Annotated in this window: 17 protein-coding genes; 7 read left to right on the forward strand and 10 right to left on the reverse strand. The window is 56.8% G+C overall.

The genetic code is table 11. From position 1 onward, the window contains the following. A partial coding sequence (locus tag E4K65_RS42470) for a putative bifunctional diguanylate cyclase/phosphodiesterase (RefSeq protein WP_135179171.1) occupies nucleotides 1–1,876 on the reverse strand: 1,876 nt, incomplete at its 3' end. Between the two features lie 37 nt (nucleotides 1,877–1,913). Beyond that, nucleotides 1,914–2,345: a DUF2934 domain-containing protein gene (locus E4K65_RS49140; RefSeq protein WP_235885977.1), complete on the reverse strand. Its 432-nt coding sequence runs from the start codon at nucleotides 2,343–2,345 to the stop codon at nucleotides 1,914–1,916. 150 nt (nucleotides 2,346–2,495) lie between these two features. Between E4K65_RS49140 and E4K65_RS42480 the strand changes: the two genes are divergently transcribed. From E4K65_RS42480 to E4K65_RS42495, 4 genes are all read left to right on the forward strand, one after another. Then, on the forward strand, nucleotides 2,496–2,972 hold the full coding sequence (locus tag E4K65_RS42480) for a DUF3833 family protein (protein WP_135179172.1): 477 nt from the start codon (nucleotides 2,496–2,498) through the stop codon (nucleotides 2,970–2,972). A 698-nt stretch (nucleotides 2,973–3,670) separates the two neighbouring features. Then, complete coding sequence (locus tag E4K65_RS42485; protein WP_135179173.1) at nucleotides 3,671–3,883, forward strand: helix-turn-helix transcriptional regulator; 213 nt, start codon at nucleotides 3,671–3,673, stop codon at nucleotides 3,881–3,883. 70 nt (nucleotides 3,884–3,953) lie between these two features. Continuing rightward, complete coding sequence (locus E4K65_RS42490) at nucleotides 3,954–4,304, forward strand: hypothetical protein (protein WP_135179174.1); 351 nt, start codon at nucleotides 3,954–3,956, stop codon at nucleotides 4,302–4,304. A gap of 626 nt (nucleotides 4,305–4,930) precedes the next feature. Beyond that, nucleotides 4,931–5,227 (forward strand): hypothetical protein, encoded by a 297-nt coding sequence (locus tag E4K65_RS42495; RefSeq protein WP_135179175.1) that lies wholly within the window; start codon nucleotides 4,931–4,933, stop codon nucleotides 5,225–5,227. Nucleotides 5,228–5,282: 55 nt separating this feature from the next. Here E4K65_RS42495 and E4K65_RS42500 read toward each other — a convergent pair whose 3' ends face one another. Next, nucleotides 5,283–6,971 carry a hypothetical protein gene (locus tag E4K65_RS42500; RefSeq protein ID WP_135179176.1) on the reverse strand — a complete coding sequence of 563 codons (1,689 nt, stop codon included), beginning with the start codon at nucleotides 6,969–6,971 and terminating at the stop codon, nucleotides 5,283–5,285. Between the two features lie 935 nt (nucleotides 6,972–7,906). On the opposite strand from E4K65_RS42500, the gene E4K65_RS42505 reads away from it, so the two are divergent. Then, complete coding sequence (locus tag E4K65_RS42505; protein ID WP_135179177.1) at nucleotides 7,907–8,539, forward strand: LabA-like NYN domain-containing protein; 633 nt, start codon at nucleotides 7,907–7,909, stop codon at nucleotides 8,537–8,539. A gap of 1,797 nt (nucleotides 8,540–10,336) precedes the next feature. Further along, nucleotides 10,337–11,116 carry a hypothetical protein gene (locus tag E4K65_RS42515; protein ID WP_135179178.1) on the forward strand — a complete coding sequence of 260 codons (780 nt, stop codon included), beginning with the start codon at nucleotides 10,337–10,339 and terminating at the stop codon, nucleotides 11,114–11,116. A 354-nt stretch (nucleotides 11,117–11,470) separates the two neighbouring features. Here E4K65_RS42515 and E4K65_RS42520 read toward each other — a convergent pair whose 3' ends face one another. From E4K65_RS42520 to tnpA, 4 genes are read right to left on the reverse strand one after another with little or no spacing between them, the layout of a single operon-like run. Next, nucleotides 11,471–12,073 (reverse strand): plasmid pRiA4b ORF-3 family protein, encoded by a 603-nt coding sequence (locus E4K65_RS42520; protein ID WP_135179179.1) that lies wholly within the window; start codon nucleotides 12,071–12,073, stop codon nucleotides 11,471–11,473. Next, nucleotides 12,070–13,635, reverse strand: coding sequence for an IS66 family transposase (gene tnpC, locus E4K65_RS42525; protein ID WP_135179180.1), 1,566 nt, complete (start codon nucleotides 13,633–13,635; stop codon nucleotides 12,070–12,072). Before tnpC ends, E4K65_RS42520 begins: the two co-directional genes overlap by 4 nt. Nucleotides 13,636–13,686: 51 nt before the next feature. Further along, complete coding sequence (gene tnpB / locus E4K65_RS42530) at nucleotides 13,687–14,040, reverse strand: IS66 family insertion sequence element accessory protein TnpB (RefSeq protein WP_091898177.1); 354 nt, start codon at nucleotides 14,038–14,040, stop codon at nucleotides 13,687–13,689. Beyond that, on the reverse strand, nucleotides 14,034–14,456 hold the full coding sequence (gene tnpA / locus E4K65_RS42535) for an IS66-like element accessory protein TnpA (RefSeq protein ID WP_135179181.1): 423 nt from the start codon (nucleotides 14,454–14,456) through the stop codon (nucleotides 14,034–14,036). The genes tnpB and tnpA overlap by 7 nt, the downstream gene beginning before the upstream one ends. 335 nt (nucleotides 14,457–14,791) lie before the next feature. Here tnpA and E4K65_RS42540 point away from each other — a divergent pair, with 335 nt between their 5' ends. Next, nucleotides 14,792–15,358: a hypothetical protein gene (locus tag E4K65_RS42540; RefSeq protein ID WP_135179182.1), complete on the forward strand. Its 567-nt coding sequence runs from the start codon at nucleotides 14,792–14,794 to the stop codon at nucleotides 15,356–15,358. Here the strand turns inward: E4K65_RS42540 and E4K65_RS42545 are convergent. From E4K65_RS42545 to E4K65_RS42555, 3 genes are all read right to left on the reverse strand, one after another. Further along, nucleotides 15,352–16,308 carry an Ig-like domain-containing protein gene (locus E4K65_RS42545; RefSeq protein WP_167771602.1) on the reverse strand — a complete coding sequence of 319 codons (957 nt, stop codon included), beginning with the start codon at nucleotides 16,306–16,308 and terminating at the stop codon, nucleotides 15,352–15,354. The two genes, E4K65_RS42540 and E4K65_RS42545, sit on opposite strands and share 7 nt — an antisense overlap. Continuing rightward, nucleotides 16,200–18,386 carry a PQQ-binding-like beta-propeller repeat protein gene (locus tag E4K65_RS42550; protein WP_135179184.1) on the reverse strand — a complete coding sequence of 729 codons (2,187 nt, stop codon included), beginning with the start codon at nucleotides 18,384–18,386 and terminating at the stop codon, nucleotides 16,200–16,202. The genes E4K65_RS42545 and E4K65_RS42550 overlap by 109 nt, the downstream gene beginning before the upstream one ends. Before the next feature lie 809 nt (nucleotides 18,387–19,195). Beyond that, complete coding sequence (locus tag E4K65_RS42555; protein ID WP_135179185.1) at nucleotides 19,196–20,137, reverse strand: hypothetical protein; 942 nt, start codon at nucleotides 20,135–20,137, stop codon at nucleotides 19,196–19,198. Nucleotides 20,138–21,083 lie beyond the last annotated feature (946 nt).

Raw genomic sequence — 21,083 nt, forward strand, 5'->3', positions numbered from 1 at the left:
GGCTACGCCCGAGGCCCGAGATCGCGCGCACGATGGCGGCGCAGTCGGAACGTTTGGCAAGATCCTTCACAAAGGAGCGATCGATCTTGATCTTGTCGAACGGAAAGCTGCGCAAGTAGCTCAGACTGGAATAACCTGTTCCAAAATCGTCCATGGCGATGGAGACCCCGAGCTCGCGCAGCTGGTGCAGGATCGCGAGATTGGCTTCAGTCTCCGCGAGGAACACTGACTCGGTTATTTCGAGCTCGAGCCGCTTGGGCGGCAGGCCCGAATTGGCCAAGGCTGAGATCACCACCTGGACCAGATTGCGGTTACGGAATTGTGCCGGCGACAGGTTGACCGCGAGCTTGACTTCGGACGGCCACTTCACCGCTTCGTTGCAGCCTTGGCGGAGTACCCACTCGCCGAGCGAGACGATCAGTCCGATGTCTTCTGCCACCGGAATGAACTCCGCCGGCGAGATCATGCCCTTCTCCGGATGGTGCCAGCGCAGGAGCGCCTCAAAACCTGAGATCTTGTCGCGCGCGAGGTCGATCAGGGGCTGGTAGTGCAGCTCGAACTCGCCATTGGCAAAGGCGCGGCGCAGGTCGAGCTCCAGTTCGCGGCGCCGCTGTACCTGGTGATCCATCTCGCGCTCGAAGAAACGTTGCGTGCCGCGGCCATCTTCTTTGGCGCGATAGAGCGCCATGTCGGCGTTGCGCATTAGTTCCTCGCTACTCGTACCGTCGCCTGGTGAGAGCGCAATTCCGATCGAGGCGCCGATCATCACGTCATTGCCGTCGATCTCATAAGGCACACTCAATATCTCGATCAGCCCGGCGGCGAAGTCGCTCGCCTGCTTCGGTGACATGTCGTCAGCCAGGATAACCGCAAACTCGTCGCCACCAAGCCGTGCCGCCAGATTCTTGCCGGCTACTTGCGAGCGCAGCCGGTCGGCGACCTTCGTGAGCAGGCGATCTCCCATAGGATGGCCAAAGGTGTCATTGACGTTCTTGAAGAGGTCAAGGTCGATGCACAGCACCGCGACGCGTTTGCCGGCGGCATTGCTGCCTTCGAGCGCCTCGCCAAGCCGCTCCTGGTGGAGCGCGCGGTTGGGCAGGTTAGTCAATCCATCGTGGAGCGCCATATGAGCAATGCGGGCCTCGGCCTTGCGCCGTGCGGTGATGTCGACCACTGCGATCAGGTAGCCCTCACGCTCCTCAAGCATGAGGCGTCGCCCGAAGGTAAGCACACAAATCTCGCTGCCATCGGCTTTCACGTGACGCCAGTGATGTTCGGACTGGTAAGTATCGTCGACGTCCCGCAGCGCTTGCGTATAGCTGAGCCACTCGTCCTTTGGCCAGATCTCGTGAACTTTCATCCGCAGGAAGGTCTCGCGCGCGTAACCGTAATGTTGCACCGCTGCGTCGTTAACTTTCACAAAGGCCATCGTCTCGGCGTCCAACGCCCACATCGGCATTGGATTGCTGTCGAACAGCAGCCTCAACGAAGCGTCTCGGCGCTTCGAGGGCGTGACGTCGGAAATAACCAGGGAGAGGATACCGCCGAAGGCGGTAATTGCCAACCGCAAGCTGCGTTCATTGCTGTCAATCTCGAACTGGTCACCCCGGTCGTCCTTAGCCGCAGCTTCAACGATGGCTCGTGGGGTAAACTGAAAAAGGAGATCGACAAGCGATCCGGTGTGACTGGATGGCAGGTGCGCGATCTTCGGCGGACCTTCCGATCCATGCTCGCGCGCCTCGGAATATCGCGCGAGATCGCAGAGATCATGCTCAACCACGTGACCGGTGGGGGCACAACTGACCTCGACGAGATTTACGACAGGTATGATTACCTGCCCGAGAAACGCGCTGCGCTGCAAAAGCTCGAAGCTCACGTAAAAAAATTAGTAGTTGCGTAGGAAGTCCTACGGCTCAGAGGGTATCGGGTGTTTTAAGCTCGTGCTTGACCTGCTCTGCTTTGATCTGCCGCTCGGCCTCGTACCAGAACTCATCCATACGCCCTTCGGGCTTGCCGGCTTCTTCCCAGAGCTTATACGCGCGTGCTCGGATATCGTCCTCGTAGGCATGCGTCATGTGAACCTCCCAATGAGGCGCGGCCTCGAAAGCGGGCCTGCTGGTTTGCTCGCCTAGCATGGCAGCATGGAGCTGATCGAGCCTGCCCTTGATCTCATCTGCGAAGCTTGCCAGACGCTCCGCCGTCGCCTCATCCCTGATCAGGACGGTCGCGCGGCTGGCCAGTTCGAGTTGATGTTGCAGCTCCTTTGAAGTTCTTCCCGATGGCCCATGAGCTGCTCCGGCTGCTAATATGACGCCGCAGAGCGAGGAATGTTCGTAGGCTCCCATTGATCCGGGGCCTAAGGAGTTCTTCGGTCGTAATTGTCGCACGGCCGCGTTGCTTCAGAACGCGAGGCCCGTCGTTCTGTGCAGTGCCGATCGGAACCGATTGGTAACAGGTGGATTAGCTTTCGGGAGCATTCCGGAGCGGGTCCGCCGATGGCAATCGACGATTTCAAAGGGACAAGGCCGATATTTCTTCCCGAGCAATTTTTTCTGGGACGGATCGAAGGTTGGGCGGTGGTAGAAAGTCTGGTGGGCGGGTTGCTGAAGCGCGCGACAATCGCGGCCCACGGTGAATTCGAGTCAGACACGCAAATCGTTCTATTCACCGAGACTTACACATTTGATGACGGACATTCTGACACATTGCATTGGACGATACGAAAGGGCGACGAGGGTAGGTACACTGGATTGGAAAACCGACTTGAAGGCGATGCAATAGGTGAGCAAGCAGGTTGCGCCTTTCATTGGAAGTACACCCGCGACACCCCGCAACTCGGGGGCAAATCTTTCAAGCTGAACTTCGACGATTGGTTCTATGCAATCGACGATCGCGCCTGCATCGTGCGCGGGAGTGCTGGACGTGCGGGCATTCCGTTTGCGACGGCGCACATAACATATCGGAAGTTATGAATAACCGTCGCGTGTTCTCCGGTACTTGCGGGCTATGCGCGCCTTAGTCCGGCGACGAGCGGGCCGAGCTGCTCACGCGCCATGTCTTTCTGAGATTTTTCGAGCTCCACGCCCTTCATGGGGCGCGGCCCCATGCTCCGTTTGCCCCGGCCCATCCACAGTAAGCCTTGCGATTCGCCGCGGGCCGCTCCAGAGCTCGACCACCGGATGCGCTTCGAGGAATTTCAATGATCGACGTCTCGCATCGGCGTCGTCGCTGCATTCTAGCTCGTAGGTCGCGTGCGCGACTCCCCAGAGATCGACAGCGTATGCCACGTAACGCCTGGTCGTGCACTCAGACGGCGATGGCGGATCGGCGAAAAGACAAGGCTCCTGAATTCAATATGGATCAGCTTGTTTATTCCTGCCAATTGCAGAAATCTTAGACCGATCAAGCGCGCGATATGCCATTGCCTAAACGAAAGCGTCCTGTTAGTTGGCCGGCCCGGCTCGAGACGCTTTTCGCGATGCGAGATTACGAGGCTACCACCGATCGTCACTCGATGCGACAGGTACCGTTACCTACCTGCACAACGCTCCGCGCTGCAACAGCTCGAAGCTCATGTGAAAAAATTGCGCGGTTAACGAGCGCTTCGGATAAGCTCTCCTCGTCGGCTGACTTAACAGCCGTGCGCACGGCTCCAACAGGAGTACGACGCATGACTGGTAAAGCAGTGGTTACGTTCAAACGACTTCGCGGGCAATTCGGTGTTCCTTATTCACGAACTCATTTAGCACGCTTGGAAGATTGCGGAAAATTTCCGTCCAGCTTCAAACTGTCGGATCACCGGAATTCACCAATCGTCTGGTGGGAGGATGAGATCATCGACTGGCTTGAGAAGCGTGCGATGGCCAGCACCGACAGCTCCTAAGGGAGCGGGCGGCCCGACGAGGCCAGCATCCAACACTGGTCGAACGCTGGCCGCCTCCTCGGAGGCCGCCATGCGCTTCACAAAGGACAGATGTCTTAGTTGCGGAACACCCCAGCGTCGCCGTGCAGTCGATTCAAAATATTCCAATCTCGATGAGACGGGCAGAGTCACGTTCACCGAATACTGGTTTTGCTCAGAGGAATGCTACGAAAAGGAAATCAGCAAATATCTCGAAAAAGAATATGCATTTGACGTCAACGCCGACGGCGACCAAGTATGTATCCAACGGCCTTCGATGCGATCCAGAATTTATCAGGGCACAACGAAAAATAAACACACACGCGGTGTTCGCTTGTTTCGTTCGCAACCTGATGAGAAATCCTGCGTCGGTGTCCGTGCCCTGGCAACCATTTCTCCGTGAGTCACAGATGACGGAGCATCAACATCGAAAGATGTTAGAGCGCAATCGTACTCTCTTCAGTGTTGACGGGCGCGAGGCCGAAACGCACGAAGAGCAAGAGCACGAGCCGCTTCAGGGTGCCACTTCTCCTCCTCCGATCGCAGCAACGGGAACGCTATTGAGAGCAGCATCAACCGAGGACAGTGCTTCCCCAGCTGAAACTTCAGCTCCACAACAAAGCAACGGTGACCCCAGTAAACCCGCTAAGTGGAAGCGTGGTGCTGACCACTACAAATAGCTCTCACAAATAATTGTCTCCCAGCCTCGCTTGTACGGTGTGCCACATAGTGCATCACGAGTGAGCTAGATCCCACGTAGCTGCCGTCTATTTTCGCCTTCTAAGGCGTTGTAGCTATGCTCCATGAACTCTCGGTGGTCCACAAATCCCATTAGACGTGACGGTCAGGTCGTATCCGTTCGACCGAACGTCGCTGGCGATATTGAAATCCTCAAGTGCCTTGGACGCTACACCGTTCTGACGGCAGAAGATATCGCCGCGCTCACGAGACGCTCCTACAGCGCGGTAATCGCGGCTCAATCTCCTCAAGCGCGAACCAAATAAATTCATCCAGGTACACCGCAGTCGATTGGAAAGTCCGAGGCTGTATCAGTGGTCGGCACAAGCACTGCATCTCACCACTAAAGGAATCGCCAAGCTTCAGGAGATCGGTTTCGAGGTCGCACCGCGCGAACTCGATCAAATCCGTCAGCAACTGAAGGCAGAGGAGGCCGCCTTCTCAACAGCCAAAAAGCCACGCCAGAAAAAACAAGTCGACCTTGCGCTGGTACATCAGGTGAAGGCGCAAGATAGAATATTGGACTATCGAGAGAGAAAAGGCCCGCGGGAATGCGGGCCTGAAGTTTTTAGATTACACGCACTGTAAGCTCAAATGAAGCGGATGGCACTGCTCGCCAAACGCGCTATGCGCAAGCGAGTACCTACTCAGTCTCGGAACGTTCGCGATCTTGTCCGTGCGTTACCGAAGGCAGTCGCATACGCGACAAACTCAAGGGCGAAGAAACCGGGTCAATCGAGCGCAGCTCCCCCCGGTTGCCGAGCTGGCGCCAGGTCTCCGATCGTGTCTGCCCGCCCGCGTGGGAGTAGCGAACAACCGCTTTCTGGAGTCGTTCCACCTCGTGGACGATCTCCCGGACTGCTCGCTCATATGGTGGATCAGGCCTGTTCTTCAGGTCACTCAGCTTCTCGGTCAAATGCCACAGCGAATCGTTTACCTCCGCATAGAAAGGGTTACATCTCTTACGTGCGTCTTTGAGCTTCTCTCCAGCTGACCAAGTCACTGTAGTCAGGCTTACAGACTCTTCAGCGGAAACATCACCGTCGAGCTCGACCGCCTCTCGTGCAAACACCTTTACGCTCAGATCGGTGTTTCCATTCCGATTCAATGTCTTCAGATAGAGCACGCTCGCATTCCAGACATCGAGGATGCCATAGAGTAAAGTCGTCGTGTTGGCGACAGTAGTCACAGTGCCATCCGGATTCTTGATCGTAAGTGGACTGTTGACCGTAAGCTGTGTCCAGCTCCCGTGCACCGGTGCCGGAACATCATCAATGCTCCAATTGAATCTTGCGTTCGCCATCCCTCGCGCTACAGCGAAGATGGGCTGCTCTACCATTTGCTCGTGCTTGAAGAAGTCGAAAGCAGACGGCGGGCACATCAGTCCGGGCTTCACCACGAAGGAGGTCGAGTTGGGCTCGTCGAAGTGACCTTTGTCGATGGGGTCACCTTGCGTGGTCTGAATGCTGCGATGCGCCGCATCAAGCAGCGGGAAGATGTTATCCCGTCGCATGCTGTTCGTTGTGGAGTTGCGAATATGCGCCGCAAGAAGCGCGTTGAATGCCGGGTAAGCGGCACTGGCTGGCTCTCCAGTTACACGCGAATAGGTCTCCGCGAGAGTGCTGCCTCCCGCGCGAATAACCTTCTCTAACGGAATCCCGCGCTGGTAGACGAGATAATTGATGAACAGTATTGCACAACCGTAGGAGTAGATATCTTGGTCGGTATTCTTGGTTGTCGTTACGAAGTCGAAGCGCGGCGAGTTACCGCTCCCACCGTTCAGCCACTGATTGATTCGGGGCCCCTGACCGGCATCATAGTAGCCTCGCGGATGCAGAAGCGCGCCCAGCAAGTTCGACAGACCTTCTCCCGGTGATGCGCCCGCGTCCCATCCGTAGCCGGTGAACCCCATCAGGATTTCGGCCAGCTCCGCCACGAAGACGAATCTCGGGAACTCAATGACCGCGGCATTCAGATCTGGACCACTGAGGGGTGGCGGATCTGGAGGGAAGAGCGATGGAGGTGGAGGCGGAGGGGCCGTGAACGCTCGCCGTATCCAGATTTGACTGCTCTCTTCGGTCTCGTAGCCATAGTTCCAGCCATTGGCAGTCGCTGACGGGTCATCTTTCAAGACGACGACCCAAATGGAATGCGGCGAGCTCATTCCCGCTGCGAAGTTCGTACTGAAAAGCTGATTGAGCCTAAATAGGTCCGCTTCGCAGGTTGCTCCGATGCTTTGAGCACGCTGCCGGGCGCCTGGATCGTCTTCGCAGGTGACGAGGAAGTTCTTGGTCTCGGCAACTATCTCGTAGCCAGAAAAAAAGCCCGGCATTGCGTGACCTCCTTAAATTGAATCTCAGTATTCATCATTTGATCTTGTACGAAGAACTGACGAGCATGCGTATGAAGCTGTTCACATCAGGTGAGAGATAGCTGTCCGACTGCACGCTCCCCGACAGCTTGCGTTTGTTGTTTCACCCATACAAGCGCAACACCTGCTTTACTTTCGTAAAATACGAAAAGGAATTTAATGAAAAACGGAAATTGATTGCGGGTGCGACCCATCGTCAGACCGAGGTTTTGAGCCACGTGCTTGGCGGCGTTGCGTTCTGAACTGTCTGATCTGCCTCTACCGGTATCCTAACTAGAACAGCACCGGCACTGGCCCGTTTTAGCCCTAAGTGGCCTATTGGAGTTTGGGAGCCGCCGAGTTTGCAAAGCCTGGCAGCAAGCGCTACGAGGCCATTCCCCGCTGTGACCGGGGTGACGAGTGTCCTCGACCTCTGCCCGAGGTAATCAATCTAGTCGACCCATAGGAGGCCGAGAGCAGCAACAGAAAAAGCGCCCTAGCTGCTTTGTATCTGGCGGCGGCGCGGCTGTTCTCCCGACCCGACATCACGATCCTCTCTTCGCAGGTGCACACGCGCCAGGTCCACCTTCGGCCTCGCCGTTCTAAGGCGATATCAAAGATTTTGAGTTGGTCAGGCATTGCGCTGCGAAAGAGCGAGGGACGGTCTGAGAATAGTCGAAATGCCTGACCCGATCCACAGGTGCCGACACCCCTTTTTATGCGCCCGGGGGGAATTTTCGCTCGAATGAGGTGTTTGAATTACTCTTGGCTGCTGCAAAATTGTTTGAAGGTTAAAGGACCTCGGTATAGCATCGGAGGTCCGGCTTTAATGAAAGTTTTTAGAAGTGCCGCCTCATTGGCGGGTTCACATATACGCCCCCCGCAGCACGGCACGTCCTCCTCCGGAGATCACGCTCATGTCTTCTCCCAGCAAGATTGCGCTCTTTATTGATGGGGCGAATCTTTACGCGACGGCAAAGACGCTCGGTTTCGACATCGACTACAAGCGCCTGCTGAACGAATTTCAGAGCCGCGGCACGCTGTTGCGCGCGTTCTACTACACCGCCATCATCGAGGACCAGGAATACTCCTCGATCCGCCCCCTGATCGACTGGCTGGACTACAACGGCTACACCGTCGTCACCAAGGCGACCAAGGAGTTCATCGACGCCTCCGGCCGCCGCAAGGTCAAGGGCAACATGGACATCGAGCTTGCCGTGGATGCCATGGACCTCGCCGAGCACATCGACCAGATGGTGCTGTTCTCCGGTGACGGCGACTTCCGCTCCCTGGTCGAGGCCGTCCAGCGCCGCGGCGTGCGGGTCACGGTGGTCTCGACCATCGCCAGCCAGCCGCCGATGATCGCCGACGAGCTGCGCCGCCAGGCCGACGTCTTCACCGATCTCGTCGAGCTGCAATCCAAGCTCGGCCGCGATCCGTCCGAACGCCCCGCTCCACGCGAGCGCGAGCCGCGCTATCATACGCAGCAATTCCCGCGGCGTGAGACCGTCGTGGGACCGAAGGGAAATGATAGCGTTTTTGAATCCTGAGCGAGACCGCTCAGGAGCAGGCGGCCACCGATCACCTTGGGACTCAGGCGGCTAAGCAGCGTAACCGGATACTTCTGGCCCAGCTTCCCGAAAGGACAGCTCAGCCCTCCTTGGAATCTGAGCCGCGAAATGAAGAAGCCCAAGTCCCGCGTTGAAGATACGCAACTCGACAAGCGCGCCGACATCGTGCCAACGAGCGGCTACGCGATGATAGGCGACGGGCAGTTCAAAACAGTTCATTGATGAGGCAGCGGCAAAGAAGGCGGCCACGGACTTGCTTGCAAAATATCCGATGCTGAAGATCGAGATCTATGACGCAGCATCGAAGTCACGGGCCTCAGTGAAGTAAGAAGTCGAGCCGGTGCTATCGCGGCGACGCCTGTTTCGTGGACAATCTGTACGGCACGCCGCCTGCGACCTGCCATTAGAAAGCCCACCCCAAAAGCGAACGTCTGAAGAGTTCACGCCGTAGCCGAGAGCAGAACCTTTGCGTTCCTGCTCGACCAGCAAGAGAAGATCGGGATTGAACTGACGGCCCTTCGAGAACAAGCCGCGCAAGAGTTGGAGGCGTTTTCTACTCCGAAGCGAAAGCGCCATACGAAGGCTGAAATCGCCGCACAAGAATAGAAGATCTAGATCGTCCCTGCCTCAGGGGTAGAGCGTTTAGGAAAGGCCCGCGGGAATGCGGGCCTCAATTTTGCGACCAGAGATCCCGAGTTGTGGCAGCTCGATTGAGCATGAAATCCTAGTCCGTTGTCCGCAGGAGTAGTGAAGCGCTACCTGTCCGCCGGGCACAGCTGGTACCTGTCTCCGTCGTGCCGCTCCACATTCATTCGCGCCATGTAGTTGACTTTGACTTCCTCCGAAGGACAGAGACAAGGCGGCTTGTTGCCATAGTGGATCTTCCAGCACTCGCTTGCGGTGGCATCAATGAGCTCCCAAGCAATGACATTTTCCGTCTGAACAAGAACGCTAGGACCAGGAATCGCTGTTGTACGTGTCCCTTCAACTCTGCACGCAGGCGACAGAAAGACTTGCGCGGGATCGAGTTCGGTCGGGTAGACCCGAAAAAAACCCTCTACGGTCGCATAGTCCTTTACGACCGCTCGCACCATTGCCTTCGTATAGACCAGCGTGGTTCTCACGCGCATCGACGGGACGGACACCCACACAGGTAAAACTTTTCTTCAGCACATACAACAGCGGATGCTCTTGAGTGGTCTTGGTAAGCGACACGAATGGTATCTTGTTCACCGCAGCGATGACCCAATCGTCGTTGTAGGCGACGGTTCCCAGCGACCCATGTAATCCTCCTATGGGTGCAGAATCTACAAGTGCTGCCAGGCGAAAGAAATTGATTCTCGGTCGGCGCAAGCTCCCTCAGCGAGCTCACCGGCGGGAGCCGGTCGAAGATGGCTGCGAGACACCACCGAAGCACGAGGTGTCGAAACGGCCGGAAGACATGGGCACATATCCGGAAGGCCTCGTCATCCGCGACTTATAGGTCCGCTCGTAGGTTGAACGCGGTTCGGGCGCTTCCATCGAGCAGATCGGTCAGGCGATCTTACGCAACTGTATTGCGCTCTTAACTTCGAAGGGCCGTGTCGCTCTTATCGAGCACAAGGCAAAGCAACAGGCCTCCAGTCGATCGGAATCAAGATGACTACAACCACGCCGTGAGCTAGGATTACGCTTGTTTTTGCGCTGCCGAAGGCGTGGGTCTTCGATTCAAGCTCGAGCAAAGATCCGAACGAAGCATCGTGGCTAGAGTCTTCTTGTCCATGAGGAGGGTCCCCGATGGGTGTCAATGAAACTACTCCATCGGTAGTCGTTACAGGCGTCCTTTCTGTAGACGAAGCGTCGCTTGATGCGACTATGAGGAATTTCAAGAAGGGCGATAAAATCGGGGTTAAGTGGCCTCAATCGTCCGATCAGCTCATCTCTCTTGTACAAGAGGTAACGAGGAGGTTTGACAAGGAGCACATTGCGGGCGTTGGTGCCGACGAATTCATAAAGAGTGCCCCCGAAGCGTTGCGCAATACGTTTCGCGACCGAGCAAAATGCGAAAAACGCCTCCCCGAATTGATGGACATCATGAGTGACTTCGGGAAGTACAGAGAAGGGCGTCCTGACTTAGAAGAGTATTATCTAAATTGCAGAGCGGGAGCGATCAAGTTCTACTTGCTACGGGCCAACTTTTTTGCCCATTGGAAGCTAGGGTACTTAAGTTCTTGGGTGGGGCTGAGTAGACTTGGCCTGAGCGCGCCCGCGGCGTGGAAGCCGTACCAGGGCATGCCGTCTGATAAATTCTATCCGTTCCTGTACGACGAATACAGAACCCAGCATATTTCGAGTATCCGTCTTGTGAAGATTGGAAACTATGAAATTACCTGCCATGGGTGTCCGGATTGGATATACATCGATATACCGGAAGCTTCACTCGACCGCAGTGGTAATTTGTGCGCTGGCGAGGACGTGCTCTGTCGGTGGGCTATACCTCAGGTCGAGCTTTCCGGGCAATTGAGAATTCCGCCCCCCGATTCGTACAATGGAGAATGGGTCGGTTACACGGCGTAGCGAGCCTCGCCTCCTCCTGCGCTGCCGGCCGGAAGCGGGAACGCAGGACCGTTCGATTCACCAACAGCTCAATGAGCAAAACGGACTGTTCATGAAATCGCGCAAACCGGGAAGAAGGATTAGCCGACTGTTTTGCCGGCCCACAAACCTGCCCTTACATGCTACAATCGACACATGTCTTCCGATATATTCGACGGCTCCGATCGAAGCAGTTGGCGGAGAATCTTGGCTCTGGTCTGGGTCTTGCTCTTTGTTCCCGCGATTTATTTTATTGGAGTTGGCGTGCTTCTCGGCAACGGAATAGATCTGGACCGTAAGCGTAGCTCTGCGGCCCTTTTTAATGGCGCTTGACGTCTATTTTGTTCGCGTGGCGCGTCGCCGCGGTTTCCATGTGTCGGACAAAGCGTTGACGGCGGCCTCGAGCGCCTTGATGTCGATCACGTTGGGATCGAACCGCTCCGGGCCCCAGCGGCGCATATGTTCGTGCTCCGGATGAGCAGCGTCGCTGATGGCGTCGAGGTATTCGGCATAGCCTGGCGCACCGCCGACGTCTTCCGGAGGACAACGACCGGCGGCCTCGAGCAGGAAGGGCATGCCCTCCGTCGTAGTGTTGTCGAACCATTTTTCGAGCTTGATCACATGGTCCCAGCTGTCGCCGAAGTCATAGAGATAGTGGATCGTCTTGGCGCCGGTCTCTCGAACGATATCGCAAAGCCGCGCTTTACGGGCATCCATGGGCTGGTGGCCGTAATCATTGTCGGGGTCGGGAATCCCCCAATGTGCCTCACCAGCGAAGAACTCGAAGAGGTGACTGTTCGTCCAGCCGAATGCCTCCTGAAGCGTCAGATGCAACCGATCAAGGCGCAGGGTGACGGGTACGACAAGGCGACGCATCACCTCCGGCTTCACATCCTTGAGAGTTACCTTGATCCGGACCGCGGTCGTGTTCAGGCTCATGCCGCCAGCCTCGGATCGTGTGCATGCATCGTGTAGATCGACGCCCAAGGGAGCAGTTCGTCCAGTCGCGCCGCAGGCCAACCATTGACGAGTTTCGCGAGAACATCAGCGAGCCAATGCTCGGCACTGACGCCATTGAGCTTACAGGTCTCGATTAACGAAGCCAGAACTGCCCAATTCTCGGCGCCCTCGTCGCAACCGGCAAAAAGGGAGTTCTTGGCGTTGAGCTTGATCGGCCGCATCGCACGCTCGACAGCGTTCGTGTCCATCTCGATGCGCCCGTCATCAAGATAGAGCGTCAAGCCGTCCCAATGACGCAGCGCGTAACGCAAGGCCTTCGCCGTGTCGCTCTTCTGTGCAAGGTGATCAAGCTTGGCCTCAAACCACTGCTTCAAGGCTGTAGCCAGAGGTCGGGCATGCGCCTGCCTGCCAGCACGGCGCTCGACATCTGATCGGCCGCGGAGCGCTTTTTCGACCGCGTAAAGTTGGGCGATGCGCTCAAGAGCCTCGCGGGCAACTGGAGCTGGCGCCGGAGCGGCCTCGCGCTCGATCTTCACAAACTGGCGCCTCAGATGCGACCAGCAGAAGGCGAGCGTCCCGGACAAGGCGTCCCCACGCGTCTCTCGGATCATAGTCTTGTAAGCCTGATAACCGTCGCAGTGGATGATGCCGCGAAAGCCCTCAAGCAGCTGCAAGCCATGAACGGCTCCACGGCCCGGTGCATAGGCATAAACTACTCCGGGCGGATCAGGCCCGGCCCAGGGCCTGTCATCGCGCGAGAGCGCCCAGAAGTAGCCGGTCTTGGTCCTGCCGCGCCCCGGATCCAGCACCGGTGCCGGCGTCTCATCGACACAGAGCTTCGAGGAGGCGAGCAGAATCTCGCGCAGACGATGCCACAGGGGTTTCAACTCCTGGGCGGCGTAGCCGACCCAGAAGGCAAGCGTGGAACGGTCGATGGCGATACCGTGCGTCGTCAGCATCTGCGCCTGGCGGTAGAGCGGCAAATGCCAATGATACTTGGCGTCGATCACATGCGCGACGAGCCGCTCGGTCGGCAGTCCTCCCCTGATCAATCGCTCGGGAGCAGCATGCTGGAGGACGACGCCGTGACAGGCGCGGCAGGCCAGTTTGGGGCGGCGGGTGACGATGACGCGATACTGCGCCGGTACGACGTCCAGCCTCTGGCTCTCATCGTGACCGATCTCAAAAAGGTCGCCTGCGCAGCACGGGCAGCAGGTTGCAGCGGGCATCAGGGTCTCGATGATGCGCGGCAAATGCTCCGGCAGCTTGCCACGATTGGCCCTGCGCTCGGCAGCTCTCTTCTCGCGTGCTTTGGGATTGGCGCGGTCCTCGGCTGCCTCGAGAGCCGCGACAGCCTGATCGATATCCTCCAGAACAAGCTGGAGCTGATCAGCGTCAAGCTTTTCCGAGGATCGACCGAACTGCGCGTCTTTTGCAAGCTTGAGCAACCGCTCGAGCCTGGCGCAGCGATCCAGCAGAGCCGCGGCAAAGGCACGCAACTCGGCTGGATCGCTCGGCAGCTCATCAGGCAAATCACTCATTGGCCCGAGTCTGCCATGCTTCGCGCCCCGATGCAGCGAAGATTTTATGTCCTACGCAAGCGCTTTCGGCTGCGGGATTCGAGGCGCATGCATGCGTGTCCAATCCATGCCGGCTAGAAGCGCGGACAACTGCGCGGCGTTCATTCGCATGACGCCGTCAACGACCGGCGGCCACTTGAAGGCGCTGCCCTCAAGCCGCTTCCAATACAGCACGAGGCCACTACCATCCCAGACAACGATCTTCACCCGATCAGCGCGCTTCGCACGGAAGACCACCGCCACGCCCTTCATCGGATCGTGGCCCAGCGTCTCCTTCGCCAACAGCGCCAGGCCATCCGCGCCCTTCCTGAAGTCTACAGGTCGGGTCGCAACGTAAATCATGAGGCCAGCAGGAGCCGTCAGCATGAACGTGTCCGGCGCAACGCAACAAACACATCACTCAACACGGCAAGGCCAGGCGTCCCTCGCACCTCAACTCGTGCCCCATGGAGCTCAACCGTCACAACGGCTGCTTCCGGCGACCCGGAGGGAGCTGCAGCCACCGATGGCGACGATTCCGACACCAACGGCACAAACGACAGTGCTCCCGCCGCAGCTGGCAGCACCAGTTGACCTGAACGCGCCCGGCGCCGCCAGTCATGCACCTGCTGGGGCCGGCAGCCATGGCGACGTGCGACATCTGTTACGATCGCGCCCGGCTCGAGACTGTCCGCGACAATCTGCGCCTTCAAATCATCTGGCCACTGTTTCCGGCCGCCGCCGGCGTACACTTCTATGCGCGGTGACAACGGTCGTCTTATGTCGTCCGAATGGTCGTCCATTGTGAGCACCCTTGCAGAAGATGACTCTTCTAACGGCGCTCACAGGTCTACGCACAAACAATCTGATGGGCCTCGCTGCCCCGCTTACTCTGGACCTATTCTCCCTTTCTCTTCTCCTTTTCCCAGCTGCCCTCTTGATTGGCGCAATAGCAGGCTTCAGACGGCCATTCTCATCATGGCTCGTCCTTTTGCCTCTCCTCCTCATCTTTACTTATTTGTTTGGCGCAATGAAGCAGCCAGTTTGCTGTAGGCAAACGTCGACTCCCCCGCTTGGATCATATTCAGTTGTTTTACGCTCGACGCCATCAAATAAAGATGTCGTTGGAGTACCTGGAATGAGCAGGTACATGGATGCGGAATTTGGAGTGTCTTTCTGGTATCCAAGCCAATGGACTGTATCGGAGATAAAATTAACTGACATCGAAAAGGCGCACTATCCTGAAGGCCGCATTCAAAGGCGACTCTTTGTCTCAAATCACGACAAAGGATTCTACTTTGATGAGATCAATTCCGCGACAAGCTCACTAACATCTCCAGCGGATCGAGGATGCGCGCTGACCTATTCTCTTAATCTGCAAAATGACGCGTGGATGCAGCAAACCACTGGCTGTGATGGCGATCCCACACCCGTTCCGGCCGCTCTCGTGGAACAGTCATTTTATACCACGGGTGGTCTAAGAATTTTAAATGGTGCCTCTCGGTTCCAGACCGAGCTCCTCGTGCCCCTCACCGCTTGGAAGTTTATAGACGTAAGTTATGAGGGGTCGCTTGAAGTTGGTTCGCGCATGAGTACGCTACCAATTGTTACCTCGATTTCGTCCCTCGAATTCGACCAGGCCACCAGCGTGGAAAAAGAAATACAAGTCATTCAGGCCGAGCAAGATTCTTATGCAGGTCAGTGAGTAATTTTATGGACCTCTGATCGTGTGTTCACACCACTGGTACTCAAACTATCCAGTGACCCCACTGACCAAAGTGCTGAGTCAGGGCAGTGTCCAAGTCGACACCTTGAGTGCTCGCGCCAATTGTGAGAGGTTGATTCTTTTGTCGGGTTCCGTTCGAAAACAGAAACGATGGATAGATCATTGTGTTCAAACAGGCCAGCGTCAGGATTAGTTCTAATATAGCCACTGTCTGGGCTGGTCCCCAAATAAGTACCAACGAACTGTGTGCCCCCATTGTGGCTATATTGTCCAAATCCGTCGTAGTCCGAAATCGCCGACAGGTCCACGCCAGTAGTGGCGGTCCCAGAATGAACGCGATAATCAACTCCATATGAGATAGATTCTGCGGGCGGCGGGCTGCTAGTTACCGTAATACTCAAACTGGAAATTGCTTGCCCGTGATGACCGTCATCAACGGTGTACGTAAATGTATCTACGGCGCCGCTGCTCGTGGCCGACCTTAACGGTTCTGTCTCTGTGTAAGTGTAATTTCCAAATGCATCGAACGTGAGCGCGCCGAATGCGCCCGGAATGGTTGCGGAGCTGTTGGGCGCAACCGTGACGGTCTTAGTCCCGAATTTGACCTCGGTCACATGCAATGCGTGGTGAATGTCCGGGTCAGTATCGTTGGCAAGCACATTGCCGATGATCGAATGGCCCTTTTGCACGAGCGCAGAATCAGGCGACGCTTTCAGATCACTCGATCCATGAATCGTCACGGCGACATCTTGGTTGGCTATGCCGCCATGGCTGTCGTTGACCTGGACCGCCGACGTTACGATCAACGTTTCATCCCCGTTTAGGAAATCAAGTGCGTTGTCTGCGATCGTGTAGCCCCAGTCGATCTTGCCGTTGTTACTGTTGGCCGAATCTGGCACAAGCAAAAAAGCCTTCTCGAAATTAAACAATTGATCGTCGAGCAGCGGAAGACATGTCCTAGTGAATCCTGGTACGTTACGGTCTGATGGACAACGCTGGCCGTCGGCCTGTCACCAAGATCCGCATCGGTGAACGCAATTGCTCCGTTCGCGATGTCAAGCGCGAGGCTTCCTGTAACGTTCGGAAGTTCATTGATCGTCGCGGCGATAATCGAGTGCGCCTTGTCAATCAGCGGCGCGTGATTAGTTTGGACAATGGGCCCGGTCGTGAAGGACCCATCGGTGCGCATATCAAACCCTTGCGTGCTAGAACCGACAACCAAGCGGTCTGAAAAATCTAACTCGAAGGTGTAGTTCGTATTTGGAGAAAGTGTGTTTGCCGGGATCAGGGCTGTCGTAGACGAGGAGCTTTGAAAGTCGTCCTGAAAAACGACCTGATGAGTGGTAGCATTCCAGATAGTGAGAAATGTAAAGCCAGTTGTCACGTGGGCATCGGGCGCGAATGAGTTGTAATGCACCGTGAAATCGTTGGCAGGATTGAACCCGTTCAGACTGCTATAGTTCGTTACGAACGGGACCGCGCTAGTGAAATAGTTTGCCTGATACGAGACGCTGCTTGTGGAGCTGATCTGATTTCCAACGGCCGTGACAGTGTAAGTCCCGAACGGATAAGCGGCCTCCAGATTCGAGAACGAGGTAAATGCCGGAGAGCCGAAGTCAAACGTCGTCGGTGCAATGAGGCCCATTGTTTGCGGTGAGCCGGGACCTGGATAACTTGCGCTGGCGGCACTGTAATCACCGGCCGTTAAGAATGTCGCGCCGATGCTGAAAAAATAGAACCACGGCACCAGCGGAGCGGTGTCGCTGGTTTGATCGAAGACGGTATTGTCGAAGATGTAGGGACTGATCTGGTCAGTTGTGGTGCCGCCGGAAGTGAAAGCCGTCAGGAATAGCGGATTAAGAAATCCGGGATATGCCCCGGAAATCCCGGTCAGTTCATGTGTTCCCGCTGACGTTCCGTCGGTCACCCACAAGCCAAAGTCTTTGGTCGGATTGAAAAACACATGGCCATTGAAGCTGGCAAAGTTTGCGTTACCCTCAATGCTTGGCCACAGCCCGCCGGATGTCAGTTGGTGGGTGCCGGCCGCCGTACCGTCGGTGACCCACAGGTCAAACTGCCCGTTTGCATCTCCGCCAATGAACACGACCTTGTTGTTAACAATGGTCATGTTGCGAGGACTAAGCCCGTTGGAATAGGCGCCGCTGATTCCGGTGATCTCGTGCGTACCGACCGCCGTTCCGTCGGTGACCCACAGACCAAAGACCCCGCTCGCATTGAGGCCATTGAACAGAACTTTACCGTTATAGATGGTGAAATCGGGATCGGGGTTGCCAACATTCGAAAAGAGGCCACCCGAATTCGCGCCGCTGATGCCGGTAAGCTCGTGCGTACCGACCACGGTCCCGTCGGTCACCCAAAGATTTAAGTTGCCGTTCGCATCTTTGCTCTCAAACAGCGCCTGGTCATTGAAAACGGCTAGGTGACTGCCGCTGATGCCAATGAGTTCGTGCGTACCTACCGACGTCCCGTCAGTGACCCACAAGCCTTGGCTGCCGCTCTCATCGGAGCCGAAGAAGAGCACTTCGTCGCCGAAAACTGTCATAACCGAAGGATTGACACCTGCGAGATTCGCGCCGCTGATGCCGGTGATTTCATGCGTACCTGCGGCCGTCCCGTTGGTCATCCATAGACCTTTGACACCGTTCGCATTGACACCACTGAACAGAACCTGGCCGTCAAAGGCTGTAAAATCCGGGTTCACAGTCGAAAAGAGGCCGTTCGAATTCGCGCCGCTGATGCCAGTAAGCTCGTGTGTACCGACCGCCGTTCCGTCAGTTACCCACAGACCAACGGCCCCGTTTGCATTGAATCCACTAAACAGGATCTTGCCGTCAAATACTGTTATGTACCTCGGCGAAAGCCCGCCCGGATTTGCGCCGTTGATCCCAGTGAGTTCGTGCGTCCCGGGGGCCGTCCCGTCGGTTACCCACAGACCTGCAGTGTTGTTAGCGTCGAAGCCCTCAAACAGAAGAAATTGATTTTGCATAGCGTTCCTCCCGGGTTGCCACCAGGCCCACACGCTTATTAAGTCTTTGTTTTTGGCCTGACCGGTTCGCGAGCCATTCGCTCCGGCATAATAATTAATGCGACGAGCACGAACCTCGCCGTTTAGGAATAGCTACGTCAGCGAATCTAGCGCAGGGGTAGTGCACAACCGCAGCGCCGTCTCTGCGGTGCCTGCCGATGGCATTGATGCTGCCAGTTGAGGAAACGGAGACGTCGGTGCGTCGCCGTTTTGTGGACAGCTATCAGGCGCGCAATTACGCCCGTTACAATTTGATGCCCTTTTTTATGGGTAAGCAAAGGAGAAATTGCACGTTTGACGCGAAGCGCACTCCTTCCACACTCAATTACCAGCCTCGTTGTCGATCGACTGAAAGAACACAAGTCCCAACGCCGCCGCATCGAATAGACCCATCCGGCGATCCTCGCTCATCCACGGCTTGCGAGGTGGCGGAACGTATCGCTCGAACGCCGGAATGTGCTTCGCAATGAGCTCAGCCAGGCGATGTTTGTTCGGGCATTCATGACGCTCGAACGCGGCTCGGACCTGATCGCGCGAGTATGTAAAAACCGGAATGTCGCGGCCTTCGCTAGCCCAGCGATCGATGTATTGAGAACACGACGTGCTGGCGTTGGTTCATACCGCGCATCGACGACGGCGTCGTCGCGCTTCCCTCGCATCCTCGCTGGGGCGATGAGAAAGACAACTATCGCAAACAGATCTGCAGCGGACCGAAAGCAGCGAGGTGACGCGATCGGTCCCAAGCCAGGCGCGCTCTCGCGGATGCCAGCTTAGTCGCCGCATTGTGAAGGCGCGTCATCGTAAACACCGACTGCGATGATCTCGTAGGGCATTGACCAGCGCAGCGCATCGCCGCCATGGCGGATGCGCCAGGAGACCAAGGCAAGGTCCACTCGCGGAATTCCGAGCACGAGCATGCAGTCGCCGACCTGCAGTGACTTCTGCTTCTCGTCGGGTGCGGTGCCTGCGACGAAACCAACTCGGCGATCATGAACCAAGAGTTCTTGTTCGTCTTCCTTAGCCGAATAGATAGCCGCAGAGACAAACTCACCGTCTTCCTCTCGGTGGAATCGTTTGCGAAGCTTGAGCATGAACTTCACGTAGTTGAAGCCAACCATGCGCATGCGGAGACGAACGCGATCCTCCGATGGCGTGATTTCAAACGTGCTCCGCTCGTACCGCGAAAACGCATCCTCAGCCTCTTTCTCCTCATAGCCCGCGATCGGCTGGAGAGTGTCGCGAAGGTCTTGACCGCCGAGATTAAGGATCGGATGGACCTCAAACACGTGCGGCGGATTGGTGGGCGCGGGTCCCTCGTACGGAGCCCCAGCTCCAGACTGTTGAATATGGCTGTTGTCGCCGCCGTGCTCCGGCCAGATGCGCCAGACGCCGGAGAGAGCAATGCTTTGGCCAGTCCCCTCGACTGCGTGTATTGCATCGACGGCCGCGGGGACACTCTTGGCATTTTGAATTTCAGCGACAGTAGCCAAGCCAATCTCCGGCGCCCGGCCCGCGACGTGCATATCACCGTCCTTGCTGCCCGGATTCGGCCTCTTATGCGCCGCATCGACGATGTATTGTGCGGAGATCGTTAGGCGGTTCTTGTACTTCTCAATGAAGCTTCGATTGAGTTCGAGAATATCGTCCGCGTATGACGGTGCGATGGAAAATACGAAAAGAGTCGCGCACACTAAACCCGATAATTTGTTCACGCTGATCCCTCCTTCAAAATGCATCAAAATAACTCAATCGAGCCGCTCGCGGCTCTAGAAACGCGTCGAAGAATAGCTCAGCCGGTCATGGCTTAGCAAGATCAGAGGTAGTCTCTCAAACGTAACGCAACTGACGTCTTGGCGGTTTGGGCGTGCACCTGCGCGCGGACCGTTTCGGTCATTATTCGTTGAGATCGAGTGGTTGTTAAGGGTTGATTTAGTTCCGAGCCTAATCATCGGTGAGCCACCAGAGATTCGATCATGCGATTGCATCAGGTTACTGCAAGCAGCAGCGAAGTACCGATGCCTCCCGTGATGCTGGACCCCGGGGATTTCTCCAATCCTGATCGAGACGAGGTTCGGGCGCTCCTGAAGACGAACGGCGAGCGAAATAGCACCACTTGGCTGGTCGTGGGCGCGCTGGTTGTGGGCTTTGGCGCGGGATGGGCTGGTGGCTTTGGATGGTACAGCTCCGTGGCTCTCTGGTCCCTCAGTCCGACCACTCAAGCACAAACGCCTTCGCGTCGAACTGCCGAAACAAAGTCTGGCGGCAGCGGCGAAAGCCTGCGAAAGGCGGCATCGCCTCTTGCTATGCGACGGCCGCCAACCGTAGGGGCGGTTTCAGCAACCGGAGCGGCCATTTCCGCCAAGACCGCCGCCGCTTGGTCAGATGCGGTTCGCCCTTCTCTTGGCTCTGGGGACACCGCCTCCGCGGCTGTCCAAGCGGACACGACGGTGACCGGCTCGATAGCCCCCACCAGCACACCTCCAGCGCCTACGCCGGAGACAAGACCGACAACCATTGCGGGTTGGGCGGTGTTGGACGTTCGAGGCGGAACGGCGGTTCTCGAAGGACCCGATGGCGTTCGGATGGCAATCCGCGGGGACACAGTCCCCGGCATCGGACGGATCGATTCGATCGTGCGTTGGGGCAACCACTGGATAG

Source organism: Bradyrhizobium niftali, assembly GCF_004571025.1.
GTDB classification, from domain to species: domain Bacteria; phylum Pseudomonadota; class Alphaproteobacteria; order Rhizobiales; family Xanthobacteraceae; genus Bradyrhizobium; species Bradyrhizobium niftali.

Excerpts from the sequence above, each read along its gene's own strand:
- E4K65_RS49140 (WP_235885977.1), bottom strand. The coding sequence starts at position 2,345 with ATGGGAGCCTACGAACATTCCTCGCTCTGCGGCGTCATATTAGCAGCC.
- E4K65_RS42480 (WP_135179172.1), top strand. The coding sequence starts at position 2,496 with ATGGCAATCGACGATTTCAAAGGGACAAGGCCGATATTTCTTCCCGAG.
- E4K65_RS42485 (WP_135179173.1), top strand. The coding sequence starts at position 3,671 with ATGACTGGTAAAGCAGTGGTTACGTTCAAACGACTTCGCGGGCAATTC.
- E4K65_RS42490 (WP_135179174.1), top strand. The coding sequence starts at position 3,954 with ATGCGCTTCACAAAGGACAGATGTCTTAGTTGCGGAACACCCCAGCGT.
- E4K65_RS42500 (WP_135179176.1), bottom strand. The coding sequence starts at position 6,971 with ATGCCGGGCTTTTTTTCTGGCTACGAGATAGTTGCCGAGACCAAGAAC.
- E4K65_RS42505 (WP_135179177.1), top strand. The coding sequence starts at position 7,907 with ATGTCTTCTCCCAGCAAGATTGCGCTCTTTATTGATGGGGCGAATCTT.
- E4K65_RS42515 (WP_135179178.1), top strand. The coding sequence starts at position 10,337 with ATGGGTGTCAATGAAACTACTCCATCGGTAGTCGTTACAGGCGTCCTT.
- E4K65_RS42520 (WP_135179179.1), bottom strand. The coding sequence starts at position 12,073 with ATGAGCCTGAACACGACCGCGGTCCGGATCAAGGTAACTCTCAAGGAT.
- tnpC (WP_135179180.1), bottom strand. The coding sequence starts at position 13,635 with ATGAGTGATTTGCCTGATGAGCTGCCGAGCGATCCAGCCGAGTTGCGT.
- tnpB (WP_091898177.1), bottom strand. The coding sequence starts at position 14,040 with ATGCTGACGGCTCCTGCTGGCCTCATGATTTACGTTGCGACCCGACCT.
- tnpA (WP_135179181.1), bottom strand. The coding sequence starts at position 14,456 with ATGGACGACCATTCGGACGACATAAGACGACCGTTGTCACCGCGCATA.
- E4K65_RS42540 (WP_135179182.1), top strand. The coding sequence starts at position 14,792 with ATGAGCAGGTACATGGATGCGGAATTTGGAGTGTCTTTCTGGTATCCA.
- E4K65_RS42550 (WP_135179184.1), bottom strand. The coding sequence starts at position 18,386 with ATGCAAAATCAATTTCTTCTGTTTGAGGGCTTCGACGCTAACAACACT.